This is a genomic window from Pseudomonas aegrilactucae, assembly GCF_019168305.1.
In the GTDB taxonomy this organism is placed as follows: domain Bacteria; phylum Pseudomonadota; class Gammaproteobacteria; order Pseudomonadales; family Pseudomonadaceae; genus Aquipseudomonas; species Aquipseudomonas aegrilactucae.
In genome coordinates, this window is sequence record NZ_JAHTBI010000039.1 from 73,785 (window position 1) to 94,505 (window position 20,721).

A 20,721-nucleotide genomic window follows, 5' to 3' on the forward strand; every position below is an offset into this window, starting at 1 on the left:
GCGCGGTTACTTCAGCTGGGCAACAAGGGCCTTGGCAACACCTTCGGAACTGGCAGGGTTCTGGCCAGTGACCAGCGTGCCATCCTCGATCACGAACGGTGCCCAGTCCGGGCCTTTTTCGTAACGCCCACCCAGTGTCTGGAATTCGTCTTCGATCAGAAACGGCACCACATCGGTCAGTTCCACAGCGGCTTCCTCACCGTTGGTGAAACCGGTGACGCGTCGCCCCTTGATCAATGGCGAGCCGTCGGCCGCCTTCACATGGCGCAGTGCCCCCGGCGCATGGCATACAAACCCGATCGGCTTGCCGGCACGCTCGAACGACTCGATCAGGCCGATGGAGACCTTCGACTCGGCCAGGTCCCACAGCGGGCCATGACCGCCTGGGTAGAACACGCTGTCAAAGTCCTGCTCGCTGACCGTATCGAGCCTGACGGTGTTCGCCAAGGCCTTCTGCGCAGCGGGGTCGGCGTTGAAGCGGTGGGTCATTTCGGTCTGGAAGTCGGGCAGCTCGCTCTTCGGGTCCAGCGGCGGCTGGCCGCCGGCAGGCGAGGCCAGCACCACCTCGGCGCCCGCATCCTTGAACACGTAGTAAGGGGCCGCGAACTCTTCGAGCCAGAAGCCGGTTTTCAAGCCGGTGTCACCCAGTTGATCGTGCGACGTCAGAACCATCAGTACTTTCATTGTGTATTCCTCATTGATTGCAGTCAGGCCTGGCCGTTGAAAAACGCCTCAAGCGCTTGTGTCTTGTCCCCATACGGCGCGCGCAAACGGAGTTGGATGCCCCGTCCTGGCTCTGCGCCACCACAGCCGTCATCTTAGGGCGCTGGCCTGCAGGTGAATAGAATGCATGCGTCGCCCTGGGTACTGCGGCGTAACGTCGCAGCACTGGGCCTTGGCAAATACGGCGCAACGCTTAAAATCGCGCGTCCTTTTCGTCAGTGACCGGTCCAGCGCCTCATCCATGGGCCTGACGCGCTGCCGATCTCTGCTTCGAGGTTTTTATGTCACCGCGTTTGCTGGCCATGGCGCTGGCGCCCCTGCTGGGCCTGTTCATCGTTGCCCTGGGCAATGGCGTCCTGTCGTCACTGACCACCCTGCGCCTGGGCGCCGCCGGTGAGTCGGCCACGATGATCGGCATCGTCTCGTCGGCCTACTTCATCGGCCTGACGCTGGGCGCCCTGTTCAACGACCGACTGATCCTGCGCATCGGCCACATCCGCGCCTACAGCAGCTTCGCCTCGCTGATCGGCGTGACCATCCTGCTGCAGGGCATGTTCTACGACACCTGGGGCTGGTTCGTGCTGCGCCTGATCAATGGCTGGGCCACCGTGGGGGTGTTCCTGGTGATCGAAAGCTGGCTGCTGCTGGCCGGCGACGCGAAGATCCGCGGGCGCCTGCTCGCGCTCTACATGATCGCGCTGTACGGTGCCGGCGTGCTGGGCCAGGCCACCCTGGGCGAAATCACCGGCTGGGGCGACACGGCGCCCTTCATGGTCGCCGGCATGCTCGCCTCGCTGTCGGTGCTGCCCATCGTGATCCTGCCACGGGTATCACCATTGCTCGAGCAGGTCGAACCGCTCAAGCCGCGCCAGTTACTGGGCGTAACCCCCACCGGCCTGGTGGGTTGCTTTGGCTCCGGCATTGCCATTGCGGCAGTGTATGCACTGCTGCCACTGTACCTGCAGCGCATCGGCCACGATGTCGGCGAGGTGGGCAGCATGATGGCCTGGACGATCCTGGGCGCCATGCTGCTGCAGTACCCGGTCGGGCGCTGGTCCGACCGCCGGGATCGCCTGGAAGTGCTGACGGTGCTGGCGGCGGTGTGCACCGTGCTGTCGGTGGCCGTCGTGCTGCTGCCGTTGTCGGCGACCTGGCTCTCGGTGCTGCTGTTCCTGCTGGGCGGCGGCGTGTTCGCGCTCTACCCGGTGGCCGTCAGCCACGCGGCAGACCGCGCCTCCCCCGAGGCGCTGGTACCGATGATCCAGGGCCTGCTGCTGATCAACTCGCTGGGCTCTGCCATGAGCCCGCTGATGATCTCGCCGGTGATGACCTCGCTGGGCGAAGCCGGGCTGTTCTGGGCGTTCGCCGGGGTCAACCTGTGCATGGTGACCTTCTTCGTCTGGCGTCGCGGCAAACGACCGGTGCCCGCGAACCCGGCGCCGTTCACGGCCTCGGCCACCTTCTCGCCGACCGGCGCCGAACTGCGCCTGACCGAGGACCTGATGCAGGCCGCCCAGGATCACCCGCACATGCCCGATGCGGTCAATGGCCAGGCCACCACGCCACCGGCGCCTTGCAGCAGCAGTGGCGCGTAATGCATGCACAGTATTAAATGATAGTCATTCCTGTTATCTTCCTGCGCTCTCTGATCCCTGACCCCACAGGTGTTTCGTGTCAAGCGCAGACCTCAAGGCGTTGTACCTTGCTCACCGTGAAGAAATTCAGGACTACCTGAACCGTCAGCTTCGCTGCAAGGACACCGCTGCCGACCTGACTCAGGAAACCTTTATCCGCCTCTCCGAACAACTGGGCCGCGCGCCGATCGATAACTTTCGCGCGTACCTGTTCCTCTGCGCACGCAACCTGTTCATCGATTACCTGCGCCGCGAGCGCCATCGTAAAGGTGAAGAGGTCGAGCCCACCGTGCTGCAGGCGCTCGAACAGAAAACCCCCAGCCTGGAGCGCACGGTGATCGCGCAGAACCAGCTGTCTGCCCTCAATCGCGTGATCGAGCGCATGCCCGCGCCCTGTCGCGAGGTGTTCCTGCTGGCCCGTGGCGAAGGGCTGACCTATGTGGAGATCGGCGAGCGCCTGGGAATTTCCTCCAAGACCGCCTACAGCCGCATGGTACGCGCCCTCGAGTTGCTCAAGCTGGGCATGGCCGAGTGAGATTGGATTATCATGCGCGTGCGCAGCATAACGCCGCGTCCGGATAACGATTGGACCCCATGGCTGAACCTCCCTACTCCAGCAACGCGCCAGGCCCGACGCCCGATCCGTCAGCAGACATCGTGACGCAGCAGGCGTGCGCCTGGTTCGCGCTGATTTTCGAAGGCTCGGCCAGCGAGACACAGCGCGAGCAATGGCGCCAGTGGATGCAAGCCGACCCACGCCACGCCAAGGCCTACGCCGAGCTTGAAGAGCTCTGGATGCTGTCGGCCGCGTTGCCTGCCCTGCAACCGGCGCAGCCCGCCTCGGCAGGCGGTGTATCGCGTCGGCGGTTCGTGCAGTTGGGCATGGCCGCGTGCACGGCGGCGGTGGCCACAGGCGCTGCGACACTGTGGCTCAAGGGTGAAAGTCTCTCGTTTTCCGACCTGCACACGCGCGTGGGCGAAACCCGCACTGAACGGCTGGCCGATGGCAGCGTGATCGAGTTGGCCGGCAACACCGCCATCGACGTCGACTTTTCAGGCACCCGCCGACGCTTGCGCATGCGCCGAGGCGAGGCCTATTTCAGCGTCGCAGCGGATACCCGCCCTCTGCGCATCGATACAGACGCCGGCACGGTCATCAGCCAGCACGGCGCGTTCTGCCTGTCGTGCAACGCCAGCAGTGTCGAGCTTGCCGTCAGCGCGCGCACGGCAAGGGTTGAAATCCCGGGCCAGCAAGCGGAGTTGAACGCCGCCGAGGCACTGACCTTTACCCGCACCCGGCTTGGTCCCATCCAGCATGCCGAACTCGATCAGGTCATGGCCTGGCGCAGCGGCAGCCTGGTGTTCTTCAACACCCCGCTGGCCAAGGTGGTGCAGCACCTGCAGCGCTGGCGCGAAGGGCGAATCTTTATCGCCGACGAACGCCTGGCCGCGCGCCCCGTCAGCGTGATCCTCAATCGCCATCGCCCCGAGCAGATGCTCGATGTGCTGGCACGCACCCTCCCCATCCAGGTGAATCGCTACACCGACCTGTTGGCGATCATCCGCCCCGCCTGACCCGACAGCGCGGGCAGAAAATTATTTGCAACGCCATTTCAGACATTTGCCCACCTCGTGCGTCATCACCTGCAGATGAAAGCGATTCGCAAACATGCGAAGCCTTACTGCCGAGGAGTCAAAGGAAATGGCAACACCCCAGACGTTGTTTACCCAGGGTTCAGGCTGGCGCGTATCCGCGTTGAGCGCAGCAATCGGTTGCGCGCTGCTGGTACAGCCCGTGCACGCCCAGGAAGCGGCGCCAAGTCCGACAGCGATCACGGCGCAGAAACCGTTCGATATCCCCGCGCAGCAACTGCGCCAGGCACTGCTGACGTTCAGCCAGCAGACCGGCCAGAACGTGATGCTCGACGGCAACCTGGATGCCGACCTGCGCAGCGCACCGCTAAGAGGCCTGTACTCCGCCGACCAGGCCCTGGCGCATCTGCTGGCAGGCAGCGGCTTCACCTTCGGGCGCAGCGACGCGACCACGCTGTACCTGGTCCCGCTGCCGCGCCATGCCGACGGCAATATCGAACTGGGCGCCACCACCATCAACAGCGCCTGGAGCCTGGGCAGCACCACCGAAGGCAGCGGCTCCTACACCACCGGGCAAACCAGCGCGGCCACGCGCCTGGACCTGTCGCTGCGCAAGACGCCGCAGTCGATCAGCGTGATGACCCGCCAGCAAATGGATGACCAGGGCCTGACCAACCTGTCCGAAGTGATGCAGCAGACCCCAGGCATCACGGTCAACCGCGAGAATTCCGAAGGCTATACCTTCTATTCGCGCGGCTTCGAGATCCAGAACTTCCAGTACGACGGCGTGCCCAGCCTGAGTACCGACGCCGGCAACCTGCGCGACAACTACAGCATCACCAACTCGGTGATCTACGACCGCGTCGAGATCCTCAAGGGCGCCACCGGCCTGGTCAACGGCATCGGTTACCCTTCGGGGGTGATCAACCTGGTGCGCAAGCGCCCCACTGCCCAGTTTCAAGGGCATGTGGCGGCAGGCGCAGGCTCCTGGGATCACTACCGCACCGAGCTGGACCTGTCCGGGCCGCTGCTCGAAAGCGGTGCCCTGCGCGGGCGCTTCGTGGCCGCGACCGAGCAGCAACACACGTTCATCGACTACCAGAAGAACGAGCAGAACATCTTCTATGGCGTACTCGACGCCGACCTGACCGACACCACCCTGGTCAGCGTGGGTTACGAGTATCAGGAGAACAACAACGACGCCAGCTCCACCACCCACCTGCCAGCGCTGTACAAGAACGGGCAGCCGGTGCGCTTCTCGCGCTCAACCAACCCTGCAGACAAGTGGGCCTATCGCAACCACCGCACCCAGCGCGCCTTTGCCAGCATCGAGCAGCAGTTCGACAACGACTGGTCGCTGAAGGCTACCGCCAGCTTGCGCAACTACGCGTCGCGGGAAATCATTGCCGGCCTTGCCACCGCCCATGTGGACCAGAATGACAACAGCGTTGCCCACGGCTACTACCCAGGGGGCGCGGCGAAGTTCAACACCGACACCGACGAGAAATCGCTGGATGTCTACGCCAAAGGCCCGTTCACGCTGCTGGGCCGAAGCCACGACCTGGTGCTGGGCTACAACTACGCCAACACCACCGCGCAATCCAACCGCACCGACGGTACCACCGACCTCAAGGTGCCGGATGCCTTTGACTGGAACAATAACGCGGCCTACCCGACCGACTGGGCCTGGTGGTCGACCTTCGATATCGACACCACGCAGAAGGTCACCTATGCGGCGGTGGTACTCAAACCTACCGACGCGCTGAACTTCATCCTTGGCGCGCGGGCAACCGACTACGCGTGGAGCCTGGACAGCGTCAACGCGGCGCCGCGCTCAAGCCGCACCGCCACCCGCAATACCGGCGAAGTGATCCCCTATACCGGCGTCACCTACGACCTGGACGACCATCACACCGTGTATGCCAGCTACACCGACATCTTCAAGCCGCAGCCCTACAACAAGGGCGCCGACAATACGCCGCTTGAGCCCTTGACCGGGGAAAGCTATGAAGTCGGCATCAAGGGCGAGTACTTCGATCGCCGGCTCAATGCGAGCCTGGCGTTGTTCGAACTCAAGCAGGACAACCTGGCTGTCTCCACCGGCGTGACCGGCCCGCTCGGCAACGAGGTGATGCGCCCCATCCAGGGTGCAACCACCCGCGGTGTGGAGCTGGAGATGTCGGGCGAGATCATGCCGGACTGGAACGTCAATGCCGGTTACGTCTATCAGGAGTCCTACGACGCCGACGACAACCGCGTGGCCACCAACCAGCCGCAGCACCTGCTGAAAGTCGCCACCAGCTATCGCCTGCCGGCCGAGCTGAACAAACTGACCGTGGGCGGCAACTGGCAGTGGCAAAGCCGCACCTACTTCATCGATGACAGCTTTGTCGACGAGGTTACCTACAAGCCGCTGCCCAGCCATAAATTCACCCAGGATGCGTACGGTGTGGTCGGCCTGATGGCCGCCTATGACCTGAACCCGCACCTCAAGCTGTCTGCCAACCTCAACAACCTGTTCGACAAGGCGTACTACAGCGGGATCGGCAACTACTACTCGGTGTACTACGGCAACCCGCGCAACGTGATGTTCAACGTGAAGTATTCGTTCTGATCGGCATGAGTCAGGCTGACCATCTGCCGTTGAACGCACGCCACGGATACAACTTTTACGAGCAGGCTGCCTCCAATACCAGGTGAGCGGTCCCTTCGCGCCGCTACCTTGGAGGCTTCCCATGGCGATACGTACCCGCTTGCTGCTGTCCTGTCTGGCCTTGGCCCTGGCCGGGTGCACGAACTCCGGCGATAAACAGCCGCCCACCACCATGCAGGTGGACCTGCAGCGCTACCAGGGCACCTGGTACGAGCAGGCGCGGCTGCCGATGTTCTTCCAGCGCAACTGCGTGCAGTCCCAGGCGCACTACGGCCTGCGCGAGGACGGGCGGATCGATGTGACCAACCGCTGCCTGGAAAAGGATGGTGAATGGGCCGAGGCCCGTGGCAGCGCCGAACCCCAGCAAGCCGGCAAGACCGACAAGCTGTGGGTGCAGTTCGATAACGGGTTCAGCCGCCTGTTTCCCGGGCTGACCAAGGGCGACTACTGGGTGATCTACCACGACCCGGCCTACACCGTTGCGCTGGTCGGCCATCCCAACCGCGAATACCTGTGGCTGCTGTCCAGGGCCACGACGGTAAACGACCAAACCCGCGAGCAGTTGCTGACCATCGCCCGCCAGCAAGGCTATGACACCCGCGCACTGATCTGGCGTCAGGAGGCCCCACCCAAGCCGTGATACAACCTACCCCGGGTGCCCGTCAACGCGGGCACGCAGCAACATCGGCGCGTAGCGCCAGGCATAGAGCGAGAACGCCAGTACCCAGCACACACCGGCCAGCCACAGGCCGGCCAGTGGCAACCAACCCACCAGCACTACCCGACTGACCGCCGCCACGTTGATCAGAACAAAGGCCAGCGCCATACCGGCCGGCGCTTCGAGCTCGCGCCCCGTGTGGCCCAGGCTGACCCGGGCGATCATCGCCAGAATCATCCCGGCCATCGCGCCGATGGTCAGGCAATGCAGCGCCAGGCTGGGGTTCAGGGCCACGCCAACGTGCCACAGCGCCATCCCCGCGCAAGCCAGCGCCAGCCAGGCGTAGGCCAGGTGCAACGACCACAGCAAGGGCACCGTCCACAGCCCACGGTCATGCCAACGTACCAGGCGCAGCCCATGCCCGATGGCCAGCACCGCGAACAGCAGGCCGATCCAGGGCGTCACCGCCAGCGCCAGCCCTGCGCCATACAGCATCGCAACCAGTATCGATCCCCCCAGCAGCAGGCGGTCGAGCCAGGGCCAGGGCGTCACTGCATCGCCGCGTGCCAGTCCGCGCTGAGTGAAGAAGGGAATCACGCGCCCACCAATCATGCCCATCATCGCCGCCACCAGCCACAGACCGCCCAGCACACCCTGGCGCTGCCAGCCGTCATGGCCTTGCACCAGCCCGTACAGCGCCAGACCATCTGCCGCGCTCAGCAACAGCAAGATCAGCACGATGGGGTAGTTGCGCCGCTGCCGTGCGCGGCGCAAGGTGCTTGCCATCACCAGCGCCACCAGCAACGGGAAACCCAGCTCCAGCAGCGCCAGCACCGGCCAGGGCACATTCGCCAGCCACGCCACCCGCCCCGCCAGCCACAAGAGCACGAGGGCCGCCAGCGGTTTGCCGCAAAGACCTGGCTGGCCCGTCCAGCTCTGCACGGCGCTCAGCAGGAAGCCGGCGATGATCGCCATGCCGAAACCGAACACCAGTTCGTGCCGATGCCAGGCCAGCCAGCCGCCGGCCGGCTGCCAGCCGCCGAGCGCGCCGCTCAGGGCTGTCAGCCACAATGGCACCGCCAGCACCGCCAGGGCGCAACCAGCAAGAAACAGCGGACGGAACCCCAGGCGCAGTAGCGGTGGCACCGCCAACGCCTTGTACCGGTCAAGTACCTGCATGACACCCCTCCTGGCCTGTAGCCCGATCATTGCGAGCAATCGCGCTCGTTCAGCAGTGTATTGCGCTGCACGCTGGGCCAACCTGACGTCCATCAAGTAAACTGCCACCGGTTTTCAGCCTGGGCCCTTGCCCCGGCGCAGTGATATCAAAGTGAACCATTTGATGCCGCCACGATCAGTTCTAGCATCGAGAAGCGACAGGATTGGATACGTTGTCAGCGTTTTTTCAGCCAGGCCTGGCCCCCACCGACCTTCGCTGCCTGCCATCACGCCCCCAGGAGGGACATCGTGACCCGTACCGAACCCGCTGACGCCTTCCAGGTTGCCTTGGCCAACTGCGCGCGCGAGCAGATCCGCACGCCCGGCAGCATCCAGCCCCAGGGCTTCATGATCGTCATCGAAGAACCTTCCCTGCTCATTCGCCAGGTCAGCCAGAACCTGCCTGAGTGGCTGGCAGTGCCGGTCGATGCGCTGCTGGGCAGCCATTTCGAAACCGTGGTGCAGGACGGCGGCACGTTCATCGGGCAACTGGGCGAGTTGGACGAAGACGAGTCCCAGCCCTACCACGTGGCCGACGTACAGTTCCTGCTGGGCGAGCACCGCCACCGGCCGGTGCCGATGATGCTGCACCGCCACGACAGCATGCTGATCGCCGAATTCCAGCGCCCCGGCGCTGCGCCGACCCCCAGCTCGCGCCTGTACCCGCTGGTACGCTCCTTCGTCAGCGGCGCCTCGGATGTCGAGAGCATCAACGAGCTGTGTGAACGGGCCGTGCGGGTGATCAAGCGCCTGACGGGGTTTGGCAGGGTCAAGTCCTACCGCTTCGATGCCGAGGGCAATGGCCTGGTCAACGCCGAACTGATCGACGAGGGCTACCCCAGCTACCTGGGCCTGTGCTTCCCTGGTTCCGACATTCCCGCCCAGGCCAGGGCGCTGTACTGCTCCAACCGCATTCGCGTGATCGAAGATGCCGATTACACGCCCTCCCCGCTGGTGCCGGCAGCCAATGCCGCGACCGGCCAGGCGCTGGACCTGAGTTTTTCCACCCTGCGCAGCGTGTCGCCGGTTCACCTGCAGTACATGCGCAACATGCAGACCTGGGCCTCGATGTCGATTTCGATCGTGGTCGAAGGCAAGTTGTGGGGGCTGGTGTCCTGCCACCACCATACCTCGCGTAGCGTGAGCTTCCAGATCCGTACCGCCTGCGAACTGCTCGGGCGGGTGTTGTCGCTGCAGATCGAAACCCGCGAAGCGCACGTGCGCAACGAACGCATGCTGGAAATTCGTCAACGCATCGTGCAACTGCTCGGCGCCATTGCCGACCAGGACAGCGTGCGCTTCGGGCTGCGCGCCTTGCCCGAAACCTTCGTCGATTTCGTCGGTGCCAGCGGCGCGGCGGTGGTTTCCGATACCGGCTGTGATGTTTATGGGAGCACGCCGTCCAGGTCCCAGATCATGGCGCTGGCCACCTGGCTGGCGCAACGCGACGAAACCGAGGTGTTCCATACCGACAACGCAGGCAGGGATGTGGCGGTGCGCGAGCTGGACAGCACCTGCAGCGGCATCCTGGCGGTGTCCATTTCCGAGATCCACCCGCATTACCTGATCTGGTTCAGGCCCGAGCAGTCACAGGTGGTGCAATGGGCCGGTCGACCGGAAAAATCCATCGCCCAGAGCGGCTCGCTGAACCCGCGCAAAAGCTTCGAGAACTGGCAGCAGATCGTCGACGGCTTCGCCACGCCCTGGGACCCCAGCGAGATCGAAGGCGTGCAGGAGCTGCGCCAGGCCATCCTCGGCATCGTGCTGCGCAAGGCTGAAGAGCTGGCGCAGCTGTCCGAGGACCTGGAGCGCTCCAATAAAGAGCTGGAAGCCTTTTCCTACAGTGTTTCCCACGACCTGCGCGCGCCGCTGCGCCACATTGCCGGCTATGCGGAGCTGTTGGGGGACGTGGAAGGCTCGAACCTGTCCGAGCGTGGCCTGCGCTTTCTGGGCACCATCGAGGACTCCGCCAAGTTCGCCGGTACCCTGGTGGACAACCTGCTGAGTTTTTCGCAGATGGGCCGCTGCACGATGCACCTGTCCGACGTCAACCTGTCGGCGATGGTGGCCTCGATCAAACTGGAGATGCTGCCCGATTACGACGGCCGCGAAATAGAGTGGGCATTCAGCGCCTTGCCCATCGTGGTCGCCGACCCGGCGTTCCTGCACCTGGCCATGCGCAACCTGATCTCCAACGCGATCAAGTACACCCGCGGCAGGCCAGTGGCGAAAATCGAGGTCGACGTGCTCGAGCGCACGACCGACACGGTGATCAGCGTGCGCGACAACGGCGTGGGCTTCGACATGCAGTACGCCAGCAAGCTGTTTGGCGTGTTCCAGCGCCTGCACCGCATGGAGGAGTTCGAAGGCACCGGGATCGGCCTGGCCAATGTGCGCCGCATCATCGAGCGCCATGGTGGCACGGTGTGGGCCGAAGGCGTGCCCGACCGCGGTGCGACGTTCTACTTTTCACTCCCCAAGAAAACCCTCATGCCCATTGCATGACCACCACGAGGGCTTCCTATGCTCAAACCGATACTCCTTGTAGAAGACAACCCCAACGACCTCGAGCTGACCCTGCTGGCGCTGGAGCGCAGCCAGCTGGCCAACGACGTGGTGGTGGTGCGTGACGGCGCAGAAGCGCTGGATTACCTGTTCCGCACAAACAGCTTTGCCGACCGTGCGCAAGGCAACCCTGCGGTGCTGCTGCTGGACCTGAAACTGCCCAAGGTCGACGGCCTCGAAGTGCTGGAAAAAATTCGCGAGACAGAAGAGCTGCGCAGCATCCCTGTGGTGATGCTGACCTCCTCGCGCGAAGAGCCCGATCTGGACCGCGCCTACCAGCTGGGCGTCAACGCCTACGTGGTCAAGCCGGTGGAGTTCAAGGAATTCGTGGGTGCCATCTCCGACCTGGGTATTTTCTGGGCCGTGCTGAACGAGCCGCCGCCCGGCTCCACCCGCGTTGTTCGCCGACCCAAGCCTTGATGCCCACACATGCCTAAACGAGAGTCCGGAGCGCCGATGCTCCTTGCCAAGGTCAAGCTGCTGCTGATCGAAGACAGCGCACACGATGTCGAGCTCACACTGCTGACACTGGAGCGCTACGGCCTGCAGGTGGAACCGGTGGTGGTACATGACCACATCGGCGCGTGCGAAGCCATGCGCCAGCAGACCTTCGACGTCATCGTGTGCGACTACCTGCTGCCCTCCTCGTCCGGCATCCAGGTGCTGGAGGTGGCGCAGGCGTCGGCCCCGGACACCCCGTTCATTTTCCTCTCCGGCATGTTCGGCGAGCAGCAGGCCGTGGAGACCATGCGCCTGGGCGCGGTCGACTACGTTCTCAAGCAGAACCTGAAGGTACTGCCCAAGGCCATCCGCCGCGCCGTGCTCGAAGTGCGCGAACGCGAGAAACGCCGCGCGGCGGAAAACGCCCTGGAAGAGGTGGAGACCCGTGCTCGCCTGGCCATCCAGGCCGCCGAGATGGGCGTGTGGGAGATCAACATACGCACCGGCGGCGTGATCTGGGACGAACGCAGCCGCGCACTCTATGAAGTGCCGCCGACCAGCGAGCTGAACCTTGCCCAGGTGGTGCAACGCTGCCACCCCGATGACCAGGCGCCGTTGCAGGCCAAGATCGACCGCGCCCTGAGCGAGGACACCGGCTTTCATGCCGAGTACCGCGTGCTGCTGCCCGGTGGCCGCGTACGCTGGATAAACTCCAATGGACGTTCGCTGTTCAAGGACGGCCAATGCGTGCGCTTCAGCGGCGTGATGCAGGACATCAGCGAACGCAAGGTTGCCACCCAGGCGCTGGTGCAACTGACCGAGACCCTGGGCGAGCGCGTCGAGCAGCGTACCCGCGAGCGCGACCGTACCTGGGAACTGTCGCGCGAGCTGCTGGGCGTGCTGCGCTTCGACATGACGCCGATCAACTTCAACCCGGCCTGGGAGTCGGCGCTGGGTTGGTCACGCCAGCAGATCGGCAGCCTGCGCCTGTGGGAACTGATCCACCCGCTGGACCTGGACGCCACCGTCAAGGAAACCCAGAGCATTGCCAGCGGCAACGTGTCGACCCGCTTCGTCAACCGCATGCGCCACGCCAACGGCGACTATCGCTGGCTGTCGTGGACCATCGTGCCGGAGAACGGGCTGATGTATGCGGCGGTGCGCGACATCACCGATGAGCGCGCCGTGGTCGAAGAGCTGGCGAACACCAACAAGCGCCTGCGCGAGCAGATCGACGAGAAGGAGCGCGTCGAAGCGACACTCCAGCAGATGCAACGCCTGGAGGTGGTCGGCCAGCTGACGGCCGGCGTGGCACACGACTTCAACAACCTGCTCACGGTGATCCTGACCAGTTCGAGCTTTGCCGGCCGTGATATCGAGCGCGGAAACCTGGACAAGGTACGCGCCCGGCTGCAGCACATCACCGACGCCGGGGAACGCGGCGCCAAGCTGACAGCCCAACTGCTGTCGTTTTCGCGCCGCCAGCGCCTGCAACCGCGCCCGGTCGACCTGAACGCGACCGTGCGCGGCATGCAGGGCCTGCTCAACAAGGCGCTGGGGGCAAGTATCTGGGTCGAGATGTCGCTGGCCCAGGACCTGTGGACCGCCTCGGCGGACCCGACGCAGACGGAGATGATCATCCTCAACCTGATCATCAATGCCCGCGACGCCATGGCCAACGGTAGCGGCTCGGTACGCCTGCGCACCTTCAACGCCACGCTCGAGCAGCCGCCGGTGCGCCCTGAAGACCCGGAGCCCGGAAACTACGTGGTGTTCTCCATTTCCGACTCGGGCATCGGCATGAACGAGGAGACCTTGCTCAGGGCCTTCGAACCGTTCTTCACCACCAAGCCGGTCGGCCATGGTTCTGGCCTGGGGTTGGCACAGGTGTTCGGCTTTGCCAAGCAGTCCGGCGGCGGTGTGCAGATTGAAACCGCGCTGGCGGTGGGCACCACGGTGAGTGTCTACCTGCCGCGCATCGAGGGTAATGCACTGCCCGTGGCGCCCGAGCAGGCACCGATCATTGCGCCTGCGCAGGCGCGAGGGGCGACGGTACTGCTGGTGGACGACGACACCGCAGTGCGCAACCTGACCGCCAGCATGCTCGAGTCGTTTGGCCTGAAGGTGATCCAGGCAGGCAGTGGCGTGGATGCATTGGCGATGCTCACGGCGCAGGTCGACTTGGTACTGACCGACTACGCCATGCCGGGCATGACCGGAGGTGAACTGGCGGCGCTGGTAAAACATGCGCAGCCTGCCGTACCGGTGGTGTTCATCACGGGTTACGCCGATACGGACGTGCTGGGGCTGAACAACTCGTCGGTGATCCAGAAACCCTTCACTGAACAGGATCTGCAGGCGACGCTATGGACAGCGTTGGCGCGCTGAGGCCGCACGCGGCGAATGGGCCCGGTCAGCGACCGCGCCCGCCCGCCTCATGCCCAGGCATCACGCCATCTTGAAGCGACCGACCAACTGCTGCTGATGCTCGGCCAGGCGCGCAAGCTCCTGGCTGGTAACGGCCGTCTGCTGCGCACCTGCGCTCACCTGGATGACCAGGTCGTTGATCTCGTTCACATTGCGATTGATGTCCTCGGACACCGCCGTCTGCTCTTCGGCAGCCGACGCAATCTGAATGTTGCGATCACTGATGCTGGCGACGCCTTCGGCAATTTCCACCAGCAGCTCGCCGGCTCGCTCGACCTTCACTGCACCGGCCTGCGCCTTGCCCAGCGTCTCGTGCATGGAGGTGGTGGCCCGGTCCGAGCCAGCCTGCAGGTTGCTGATCATCTGCTGGATGTTGCCGGTCGACTCCTGGGTCTTCTGCGCCAGGGTACGCACTTCGGATGCCACCACCGCAAAGCCACGCCCGTGATCACCGGCACGTGCCGCCTCGATGGCCGCGTTCAACGCCAGCAGGTTGGTCTGCTCGGCAATACCGCGAATCACGTCGAGCACCGACGAGATCGCATCGCTCTCATGCTTGAGGTCACCGATGATCGACGCCGTCTGCTCGGCCTGCGCCGACAGCTGCTGGATCAGCACAACGGTGCTCTCGATCTCGCTGCGCCCTTGCGCGGTGCTGGTATTGACCTGCTGCGACATCTGCGCCGCATCACTGGTGCTGCGAGCCACCTCACGCACGGTCGCGCTCATTTCGTTGATCGCCGTGGCCACCAGTTCGGTGCCCTGGCGCTGACGCTCCACGCTTTGGCTGGTCTGCAGCGTGACCAGCGAGGACTCCTCGGCCGCGGTGGCCACCTGCGTGGTGGCATTGCCGATTTCCTCGACAATGCCCTTGATTTCCTGCGCCATGCTGTTGAGGTTGCGCGAGATCTGACCGAATTCGTCCTTGCTCTCGTAGGTGGCGCGCGCGGTGAGATCACGCTGCGCCAGCGCACCCAGCACCCGGTTCACCTCACCGACCGCCTCGTTGATGTTGCGAATGATCAGGTACGCCAGCACCGATACTGCCAGCAAGGCAATGATGGCCGCGCCGATGGTCAGCCACAGGGCCCGGCTGGCAGCATCACGCGTGTGCGAGGCAAGGCTGCCGACACTCTGCCCCAGTGCGACTTCGACTTCGCCCATCAGGTCGATACGCTGCGTGGCGAGGTCGAACCAGGCCTGCGGCTTGACGCCCAGCGGCTGGCCCAGCGGCACTTCGAACGCCAGGCGCTGCAACTTGCCCACCTCGACCGCAGCCGACGCCTGCATCTCCTTGTCGAAATGCTGCAGCGACGCGGCTGGCGCCTTGCGGCGGAACGCGTCGGCGTAAGCGGTAAACTCGCCCAGGTTGCGGCTGAACGACGACAACAGCGTTTCGTCGAAGCGGTCCTGATTGAACACCAGGCCCAATACCACACGCTCGCGACCCGCGCGTTCCTTCATTTCAATAAACTGGTTGAGCGCGCCGAGTGCATGAACAATGGTCGCATTGTTGACCCGCGACTCAAGCGAGTGCGTGTAGCCAATGAGCGTCTTGATGATCTCGGTGTAACGGACACCCGACTCGGCACTGCTGAGCGCCAGCTTGTCGACAGTGGCGCGGGTTTGCGCCAGACCGTCCAGTGCGCGAATCACCGTATCGAGTTCGGCATTGGGCGTGCCGGACAACGCACGAACTGCCGCGATCGAATCATCCGATTGCTTGCGCATCTGCGCCAGACGATCGCCCATCGTGCTACCGCGACTGCCAATGAATACGCCACTGGCGCCTCGCTCACGCTGCAGGGTGGTGATCAACTGGCTGATCTTTTGCGCGGTGGAACTGGCGGTCACGGTGGTTTCCATGTCACGCAAGGTCTTGTAGTTGTCGACGACAAATACACCCGCCAGCGTCAGGAATCCGAGCAGGGGCAGTAGCAGAATCAACATCAGTTTCATCCGCAGGGGCAAGTTCTTGAGCATGTTCCTTCAAACCTCAATGTGCGTTAAGTACGTCGGCACGCGATGAAGTTTGCTGTTGTTGTCCCCCCCGTGCGCGGCGGCATTTTACGTGAGATGTATAAACTTAGGGTGACTTTCATAGGTAAAGTACTGGGCGACAATGGCGCGATAACACAGCGCACAGTGCACCGTCATGACCTGGATCAATACGCGTGAGCGCAACAAAATCCGCGCACAGCAGCCCGCCGCGCTAATTCCAAAAAAGAATTAACAAATAAATATTAAGTATTTATGGTTCTAACAAAAAACTCGTACGCTCAGCCCATGCCCCACTGTGCAGACAAGGATTTTTCCATGAGCCACTCCGCCACCGTCATCGACTTCAGCCTGTTTCGCAAACGCAAGCAGGCACAACTGCTCGGGCGCCAACTGTGGGCGATGTACGCACAGCAGGCAGGCTTCGGCGCACAGCAGTGGAGCCAGGCCCACGCCGCGCCCAAAGCCCCTCGCCAGGCGTGAGGCCATGAGCAACCCGAGCCGTTTTCTGGCCTCCCCGCAAGACCCCACACTGCAACTGATACCGCACACCGAACCCGGCGAGGACGACACCATCGGCGACCGCGTCGCGCAGAACCTGCAACGCCTGCGCAGCAAACGCCAGCTCTCGCTTGATGCACTGGCCAGGGTCAGTGGTGTCAGCCGCGCCATGCTGGCGCAGATCGAGTCGGGCCGCAGCGTGCCGTCGATCAAGGTGCTGTGCAAGATTGCCAAGGGGCTCAGGGTGTCGGTGGCAGCCTTTCTGGAACACCGCGAATGCGATGGCGTGACGCTGATGCCGGCACGCGACAGCAAACGCCTGGTGAGTGCCAGCGGCGCGTTCGTCAGCCGTGCGCTCTACCCGTACGACACAGCGCACCAGGTGGAATTCTATGAGTTGCGCATCAGCCCGCTGGGCGAGGAATATTCCGCCGGCCATGGGCCCGGCGTGCAGGAGAACCTGGTGGTGGCGCAAGGCGCTCTGGAGATCAGCGTGAACGAGGAACGCTACCTGCTCTCCACCGGCGACTCGATCACCTTCTATGCCGACCAGCCCCACCGCTACCGCAACCCGGTAGACAGCGAGGCCGTGGCCTATCTGGTGGTCACCCACCCTGAGCGGCGCGACTGACGCGCGCCGCTGCGCATCAGCAGGTGCAGCACATCATCGGCATGCCGTTGCAGCTCATCATCATCGGCATGCTGCAATCGTTCATCATCTTCGTCATCAGCCTGCAGCAGTTTTTCATCATGTCCATGCTCATGCCGGCCATGGGCATCAGCTTGCAGGTCATGCCATCGGCCATCACGCTGCATTCCATCATGCACTTCATCATCGGCATGCCCATGCCGCCCATTGGCATCGACATGCCCGCCATCGGCATACCCATGCCCATGCTCATTGCCATCATGTCCTGAGACATGCACATCATCGACAGGTTGGCGCATTGCATCATCACCGGCATGCCGCAGTTCATCATCATCTGCATCATGTCGGCATTGTTGCGGAACAGGGCCATGTCCATGCCAGCAGCAGGCTTCATGGTGCACAGCATGCCGTCTTCGACCATGGTGCAGGTCATGGTCGCCATCATCATCGGCATGCCCATCATTGGCATCATCGGCAGGCTGGCGCTCATCGGCATCTGCATCGCGTTCATCATGGTGAAATCCTCTTCAAGTTCGACAATAGGGTGTGGAGTTGATGGGGCCGATTCTAGGCCCGGGCGCCGGCGCCGCAAGATGCCGGCGCAGCAGCAACGGGCGCTGTCGCGGCTGCCGAAACCTGCACATCACCTCCCCTGTTGCCGTGATTGCAGCCACACCGATGCAATCACGTCGCGGCTGGCCATCCACACACCCATAACGTCACGATGGATATGCCATCACGCCATAAGCTCATAACCCAAATGCATATTTGATCTAACCGGCGAAAGTATCGACAGCAGGCCCCGACAAAGCGGATTATTCTGCAAAGACATTTTCCACCGCCAGACTATGTGAGAACCGAATATGAAGATCGATGACATGGACGCTTTCGTCGCGGTCATCCGCTGCCAGTCGACCAACCTCGCAGCGCAGTCGCTGCAGTTGACGCAGCCGGCGATCACACGGCGCGTGCAGAACTTCGAGCAAGACCTGGGCGCCAACCTGCTGGACCGCAACACCAAGCCGCTCAAGCCCACGCCCATGGGCCTGCGTGTGTACGAGCAATGCAAGGCGATACTGCGCGAGATCGACACCCTGCGCGAACTGGTCGCCAACGACGGTTCACCCAGCGGCACCCTGCGCCTGGGCGTACCGCAGACCCTGGGCGACGTGGTGCTGCTGGACGCCCTGGCGCAGATCCGCGAGGCCTACCCGCAGTTGCGCACCCAGGTGGTCAGCGGCTGGGGCAGCGCACTGATCGCCAAGATGGAAAACGGCGACCTGGACGCCGCCGCCGCCCTGTTCCCCTCCGGCAAGATCTTCCCCGAAGGTATCGCCAGCCGCTCCATCGGCCGCATGCCGCTGCGCGTGGTGACGGCCAAGGGCAATGCCAGCAAGCGCAGCTACAAGCTCAAGGACTGCTATAGCCAGGGCTGGGTGCTCAACCCCGACGGCTGCGGTTTTCGTGCAGGCCTGCAGCGCGCCCTGAGCGAACAGGGGCTGTCGCTGCAGATCAACCTGGAAACCTTCGGCACCGAGCTGCAACTGGGCCTGGTGGCCAACGGTCAGGGCCTGGGGCTGGTACCCGAACCGCTGTTTGCCCTGAGCCGCCATCGCGACCAGCTGGAAGTGGTGAACATCAGCGACTTCAAACCGCAAGTCGACCTGTGGCTGTTCCACCCGCGCTACCTGGGCAACCTGCAGGAGCCGGTGGAACTGTTCGGCGCCGTGGCGGCGCATCGCCTGGACGGATGAAATTTGTATATCGCATTTTAAAAAATAAACATTATGCTTTTTTCTGATAATTAACTTAGAACTAAAAAGCCTTTCACAAGCGTAATTCAGACGCTTATGTTCTTTTCACCGACCCCGACCTGGTGGAGGCAAATGGAATTCTGCCACCGCCACCGGGTTTGCTTGCCCCCCTGTCATCTGCCGTAGCGGCAGCCCCTGGCAGTGCGCAGAACGCCGACATCCAACCTTGCGGTTGCCTGGACCGACGTGCTGCGCTGCCACCCCCACCGGCCGCCGTGCGTCTCCAGCAACCTTGTGGAGATCGCAACATGGGGCTTACCCGTAGAGACGTGATTACCCGCCTGGCCGCCATTGGTGGCTACTCGGCCGCCGTGGGCGGCCTGCCCGCGCTGACCTTGCCGGGCCAGAACGCACAGGCTGCCACCTTCACCCCGCTGAACCTGGCCAGCCGTTCGGGCAACGGCAAGCGCGTACTGATCGTGGGCGGCGGCATCAGCGGCCTGGTGTCGGCCTACGAGCTGCGCAAGGCCGGTTTCGAGGTGAAGGTGCTGGAGGCCCGCGAGCGCATTGGCGGGCGTGTATGGACCCTGCGCAACGGCGACCGCATCGAGCACGACAACGCCAGCGCACAAACCGTCGCGTTCGATGACGGGCTGTTCTTCAATGCCGGCGCCGCGCGCCTGCCCAGCCACCACCTGACCATTCTCGGCTACTGCCGCGAACTGGGCGTGGAGCTGGAGGTGCTGGTCAACAGCAGCCGCAACGCCCTCGCCCAGCCCGACCTGAGCCAGCCGCCGCTGCTGTTGCGCCAGGCGGTCAACGACACCCGCGGGCACCTGAGCGAGCTGCTGGCGCGCAGCGTCAACCGCCACAGTCTCGACCAGGAGCTCAGCGGCGACGAGCGCAAGGCGTTGCTGGACTTTCTCAAGGTGTATGGCGACCTCAACGAGCAGCAGCAATACCGCGGCTCGGTGCGTTCGGGCTATACCCGCTTCGCCGGCGCAGGCGACCAGACCCCGATCAACCGCTCGCCGGTCGAACTCAAGCGGCTGCTGGACAGCAACCTGCTGCTGCCCTTGGTATTCGACGAGATCCCCGAGTTCTCCTCGACCATGTTCCAGCCCAAGGGCGGCATGGACCAGATCCCCAAGGCCTTCTACCGCCAGGTCAAGGACGCGGTGCAGCTCAACGCCGAGGTGCTCAGCCTGCGCACCTCGGACAACGCCAGCCAGGTGGTCTGGCGTGACCGCAAGACCGGCCGCCAGCACACCGAGAGCGCCGACTACGCCGTGGTCGCCCTGCCCCTGCCGCTGCTGCAGCGCCTGGACACCAACTTCACCGTCGACTTCAAGCAGGCCCTGGGCAAGGCCAAGGGCGACACCGCCAACAAGGTGGCCTGGCAATCGCCGCGCTTCTGGGAAACCGATTTCCAGATCTACGGCGGGCTGTCCTACATCAACCATGAAGCGCGCACGCTCTGGTACCCCAGCGACCGCCTCAACAGTGCCCAGGGCGTACTGGTCGCCACCTACAACACCGGCGAAGTGGCCCAGGGGTTTGCCGCCAAGTCGCACACGGCACAGTTCGCCTCGTCACGCGCGGCCGTGGAGTCGCTGCACCCCGGCCACGCGCACAAGCTGGGCCGGCCGCTGGCGATCAACTGGGGCCACGTGCCGTTCAGCGAAAGCCCCTGGATCGTGCATGACGAAGTCGCGCAGCCGGCCTACGACACCCTCAACCAGCCCCAGGGCCGCACCTGGCTGGCCAGCGATGCGCTGGCCCACGGGGGTGTCGGCATCTGGCAGAACAGCGCCGCCGAATCGGCGCGCAGGGTGGTCGGCCTGATCACCCGGCATGCCACTCAAACCACCCGCGGCGTTGCCGCCTGATCGACAAGGATATTCCCC

Annotated in this window: 16 protein-coding genes and 1 pseudogene; 12 read left to right on the top strand and 5 right to left on the bottom strand. The window is 63.8% G+C overall.

Features of this window, described 5'->3' with window-relative positions; translation table 11 throughout:
* Window positions 1-6: 6 nt before the first annotated feature.
* Complete coding sequence (locus KUO17_RS11935) at window positions 7-684, bottom strand: type 1 glutamine amidotransferase domain-containing protein (RefSeq protein WP_217975761.1); 678 nt, start codon at window positions 682-684, stop codon at window positions 7-9.
* 320 nt (window positions 685-1,004) lie between these two features.
* Between KUO17_RS11935 and KUO17_RS11940 the strand changes: the two genes are divergently transcribed.
* The 5 genes from KUO17_RS11940 (at window position 1,005) to KUO17_RS11960 (ending at window position 7,243) form a co-directional block, all read left to right on the top strand.
* The gene (locus KUO17_RS11940; protein ID WP_217975762.1) at window positions 1,005-2,318 is read left to right on the top strand and encodes an MFS transporter; all 1,314 of its coding nucleotides are present in this window, start codon (window positions 1,005-1,007) and stop codon (window positions 2,316-2,318) included.
* Between the two features lie 76 nt (window positions 2,319-2,394).
* On the top strand, window positions 2,395-2,892 hold the full coding sequence (locus KUO17_RS11945) for an RNA polymerase sigma factor (protein ID WP_217975763.1): 498 nt from the start codon (window positions 2,395-2,397) through the stop codon (window positions 2,890-2,892).
* A gap of 59 nt (window positions 2,893-2,951) precedes the next feature.
* Window positions 2,952-3,932, top strand: coding sequence for a FecR family protein (locus KUO17_RS11950; RefSeq protein WP_217975764.1), 981 nt, complete (start codon window positions 2,952-2,954; stop codon window positions 3,930-3,932).
* 127 nt (window positions 3,933-4,059) lie between these two features.
* Complete coding sequence (locus tag KUO17_RS11955; RefSeq protein ID WP_217975765.1) at window positions 4,060-6,564, top strand: TonB-dependent siderophore receptor; 2,505 nt, start codon at window positions 4,060-4,062, stop codon at window positions 6,562-6,564.
* A gap of 121 nt (window positions 6,565-6,685) precedes the next feature.
* Entirely contained in the window at window positions 6,686-7,243 is a 558-nt protein-coding gene (locus KUO17_RS11960) for a lipocalin family protein (RefSeq protein ID WP_217975766.1), read from the top strand.
* A 6-nt stretch (window positions 7,244-7,249) separates the two neighbouring features.
* Here the strand turns inward: KUO17_RS11960 and KUO17_RS11965 are convergent, their stop codons facing one another.
* Entirely contained in the window at window positions 7,250-8,440 is a 1,191-nt protein-coding gene (locus KUO17_RS11965; protein WP_217975767.1) for an NnrS family protein, read from the bottom strand.
* 288 nt (window positions 8,441-8,728) lie between these two features.
* On the opposite strand from KUO17_RS11965, the gene KUO17_RS11970 reads away from it, so the two are divergent.
* Genes KUO17_RS11970 through KUO17_RS11980 form a run of 3 tightly spaced genes read left to right on the top strand, consistent with a single transcriptional unit; the run spans window position 8,729 to window position 13,873 of the window.
* Window positions 8,729-10,984 (top strand): ATP-binding protein, encoded by a 2,256-nt coding sequence (locus KUO17_RS11970; RefSeq protein WP_217975768.1) that lies wholly within the window; start codon window positions 8,729-8,731, stop codon window positions 10,982-10,984.
* Between the two features lie 18 nt (window positions 10,985-11,002).
* Window positions 11,003-11,464: a response regulator gene (locus tag KUO17_RS11975; protein WP_217975769.1), complete on the top strand. Its 462-nt coding sequence runs from the start codon at window positions 11,003-11,005 to the stop codon at window positions 11,462-11,464.
* 36 nt (window positions 11,465-11,500) lie between these two features.
* Complete coding sequence (locus tag KUO17_RS11980; protein WP_217975770.1) at window positions 11,501-13,873, top strand: hybrid sensor histidine kinase/response regulator; 2,373 nt, start codon at window positions 11,501-11,503, stop codon at window positions 13,871-13,873.
* A gap of 60 nt (window positions 13,874-13,933) precedes the next feature.
* Here KUO17_RS11980 and KUO17_RS27170 read toward each other — a convergent pair whose 3' ends face one another.
* Both KUO17_RS27170 and KUO17_RS27175 read right to left on the bottom strand, forming a co-directional pair.
* The gene (locus tag KUO17_RS27170) at window positions 13,934-14,800 is read right to left on the bottom strand and encodes a methyl-accepting chemotaxis protein (RefSeq protein WP_425274850.1); all 867 of its coding nucleotides are present in this window, start codon (window positions 14,798-14,800) and stop codon (window positions 13,934-13,936) included.
* Window positions 14,795-15,895 (bottom strand): annotated as a pseudogene (locus tag KUO17_RS27175) (nitrate- and nitrite sensing domain-containing protein); the annotation flags it as partial. The pseudogene KUO17_RS27175 and the gene KUO17_RS27170, both read right to left, overlap by 6 nt.
* Before the next feature lie 333 nt (window positions 15,896-16,228).
* Here KUO17_RS27175 and KUO17_RS11990 point away from each other — a divergent pair.
* Window positions 16,229-16,393, top strand: coding sequence for a hypothetical protein (locus tag KUO17_RS11990; RefSeq protein WP_217975772.1), 165 nt, complete (start codon window positions 16,229-16,231; stop codon window positions 16,391-16,393).
* Between the two features lie 4 nt (window positions 16,394-16,397).
* Entirely contained in the window at window positions 16,398-17,042 is a 645-nt protein-coding gene (locus KUO17_RS11995) for a helix-turn-helix domain-containing protein (protein WP_217975773.1), read from the top strand.
* A 16-nt stretch (window positions 17,043-17,058) separates the two neighbouring features.
* On the opposite strand, the gene KUO17_RS12000 is transcribed toward KUO17_RS11995, so the two are convergent.
* Window positions 17,059-17,574 carry a hypothetical protein gene (locus tag KUO17_RS12000; RefSeq protein ID WP_217975774.1) on the bottom strand — a complete coding sequence of 172 codons (516 nt, stop codon included), beginning with the start codon at window positions 17,572-17,574 and terminating at the stop codon, window positions 17,059-17,061.
* 349 nt (window positions 17,575-17,923) lie between these two features.
* Here KUO17_RS12000 and KUO17_RS12005 point away from each other — a divergent pair, with 349 nt between their 5' ends.
* Together KUO17_RS12005 and KUO17_RS12010 are read left to right on the top strand one after the other, a co-directional pair.
* Window positions 17,924-18,814: a LysR family transcriptional regulator gene (locus KUO17_RS12005; protein WP_217975775.1), complete on the top strand. Its 891-nt coding sequence runs from the start codon at window positions 17,924-17,926 to the stop codon at window positions 18,812-18,814.
* A 308-nt stretch (window positions 18,815-19,122) separates the two neighbouring features.
* Entirely contained in the window at window positions 19,123-20,703 is a 1,581-nt protein-coding gene (locus KUO17_RS12010; RefSeq protein ID WP_217975776.1) for a flavin monoamine oxidase family protein, read from the top strand.
* Window positions 20,704-20,721 lie beyond the last annotated feature (18 nt).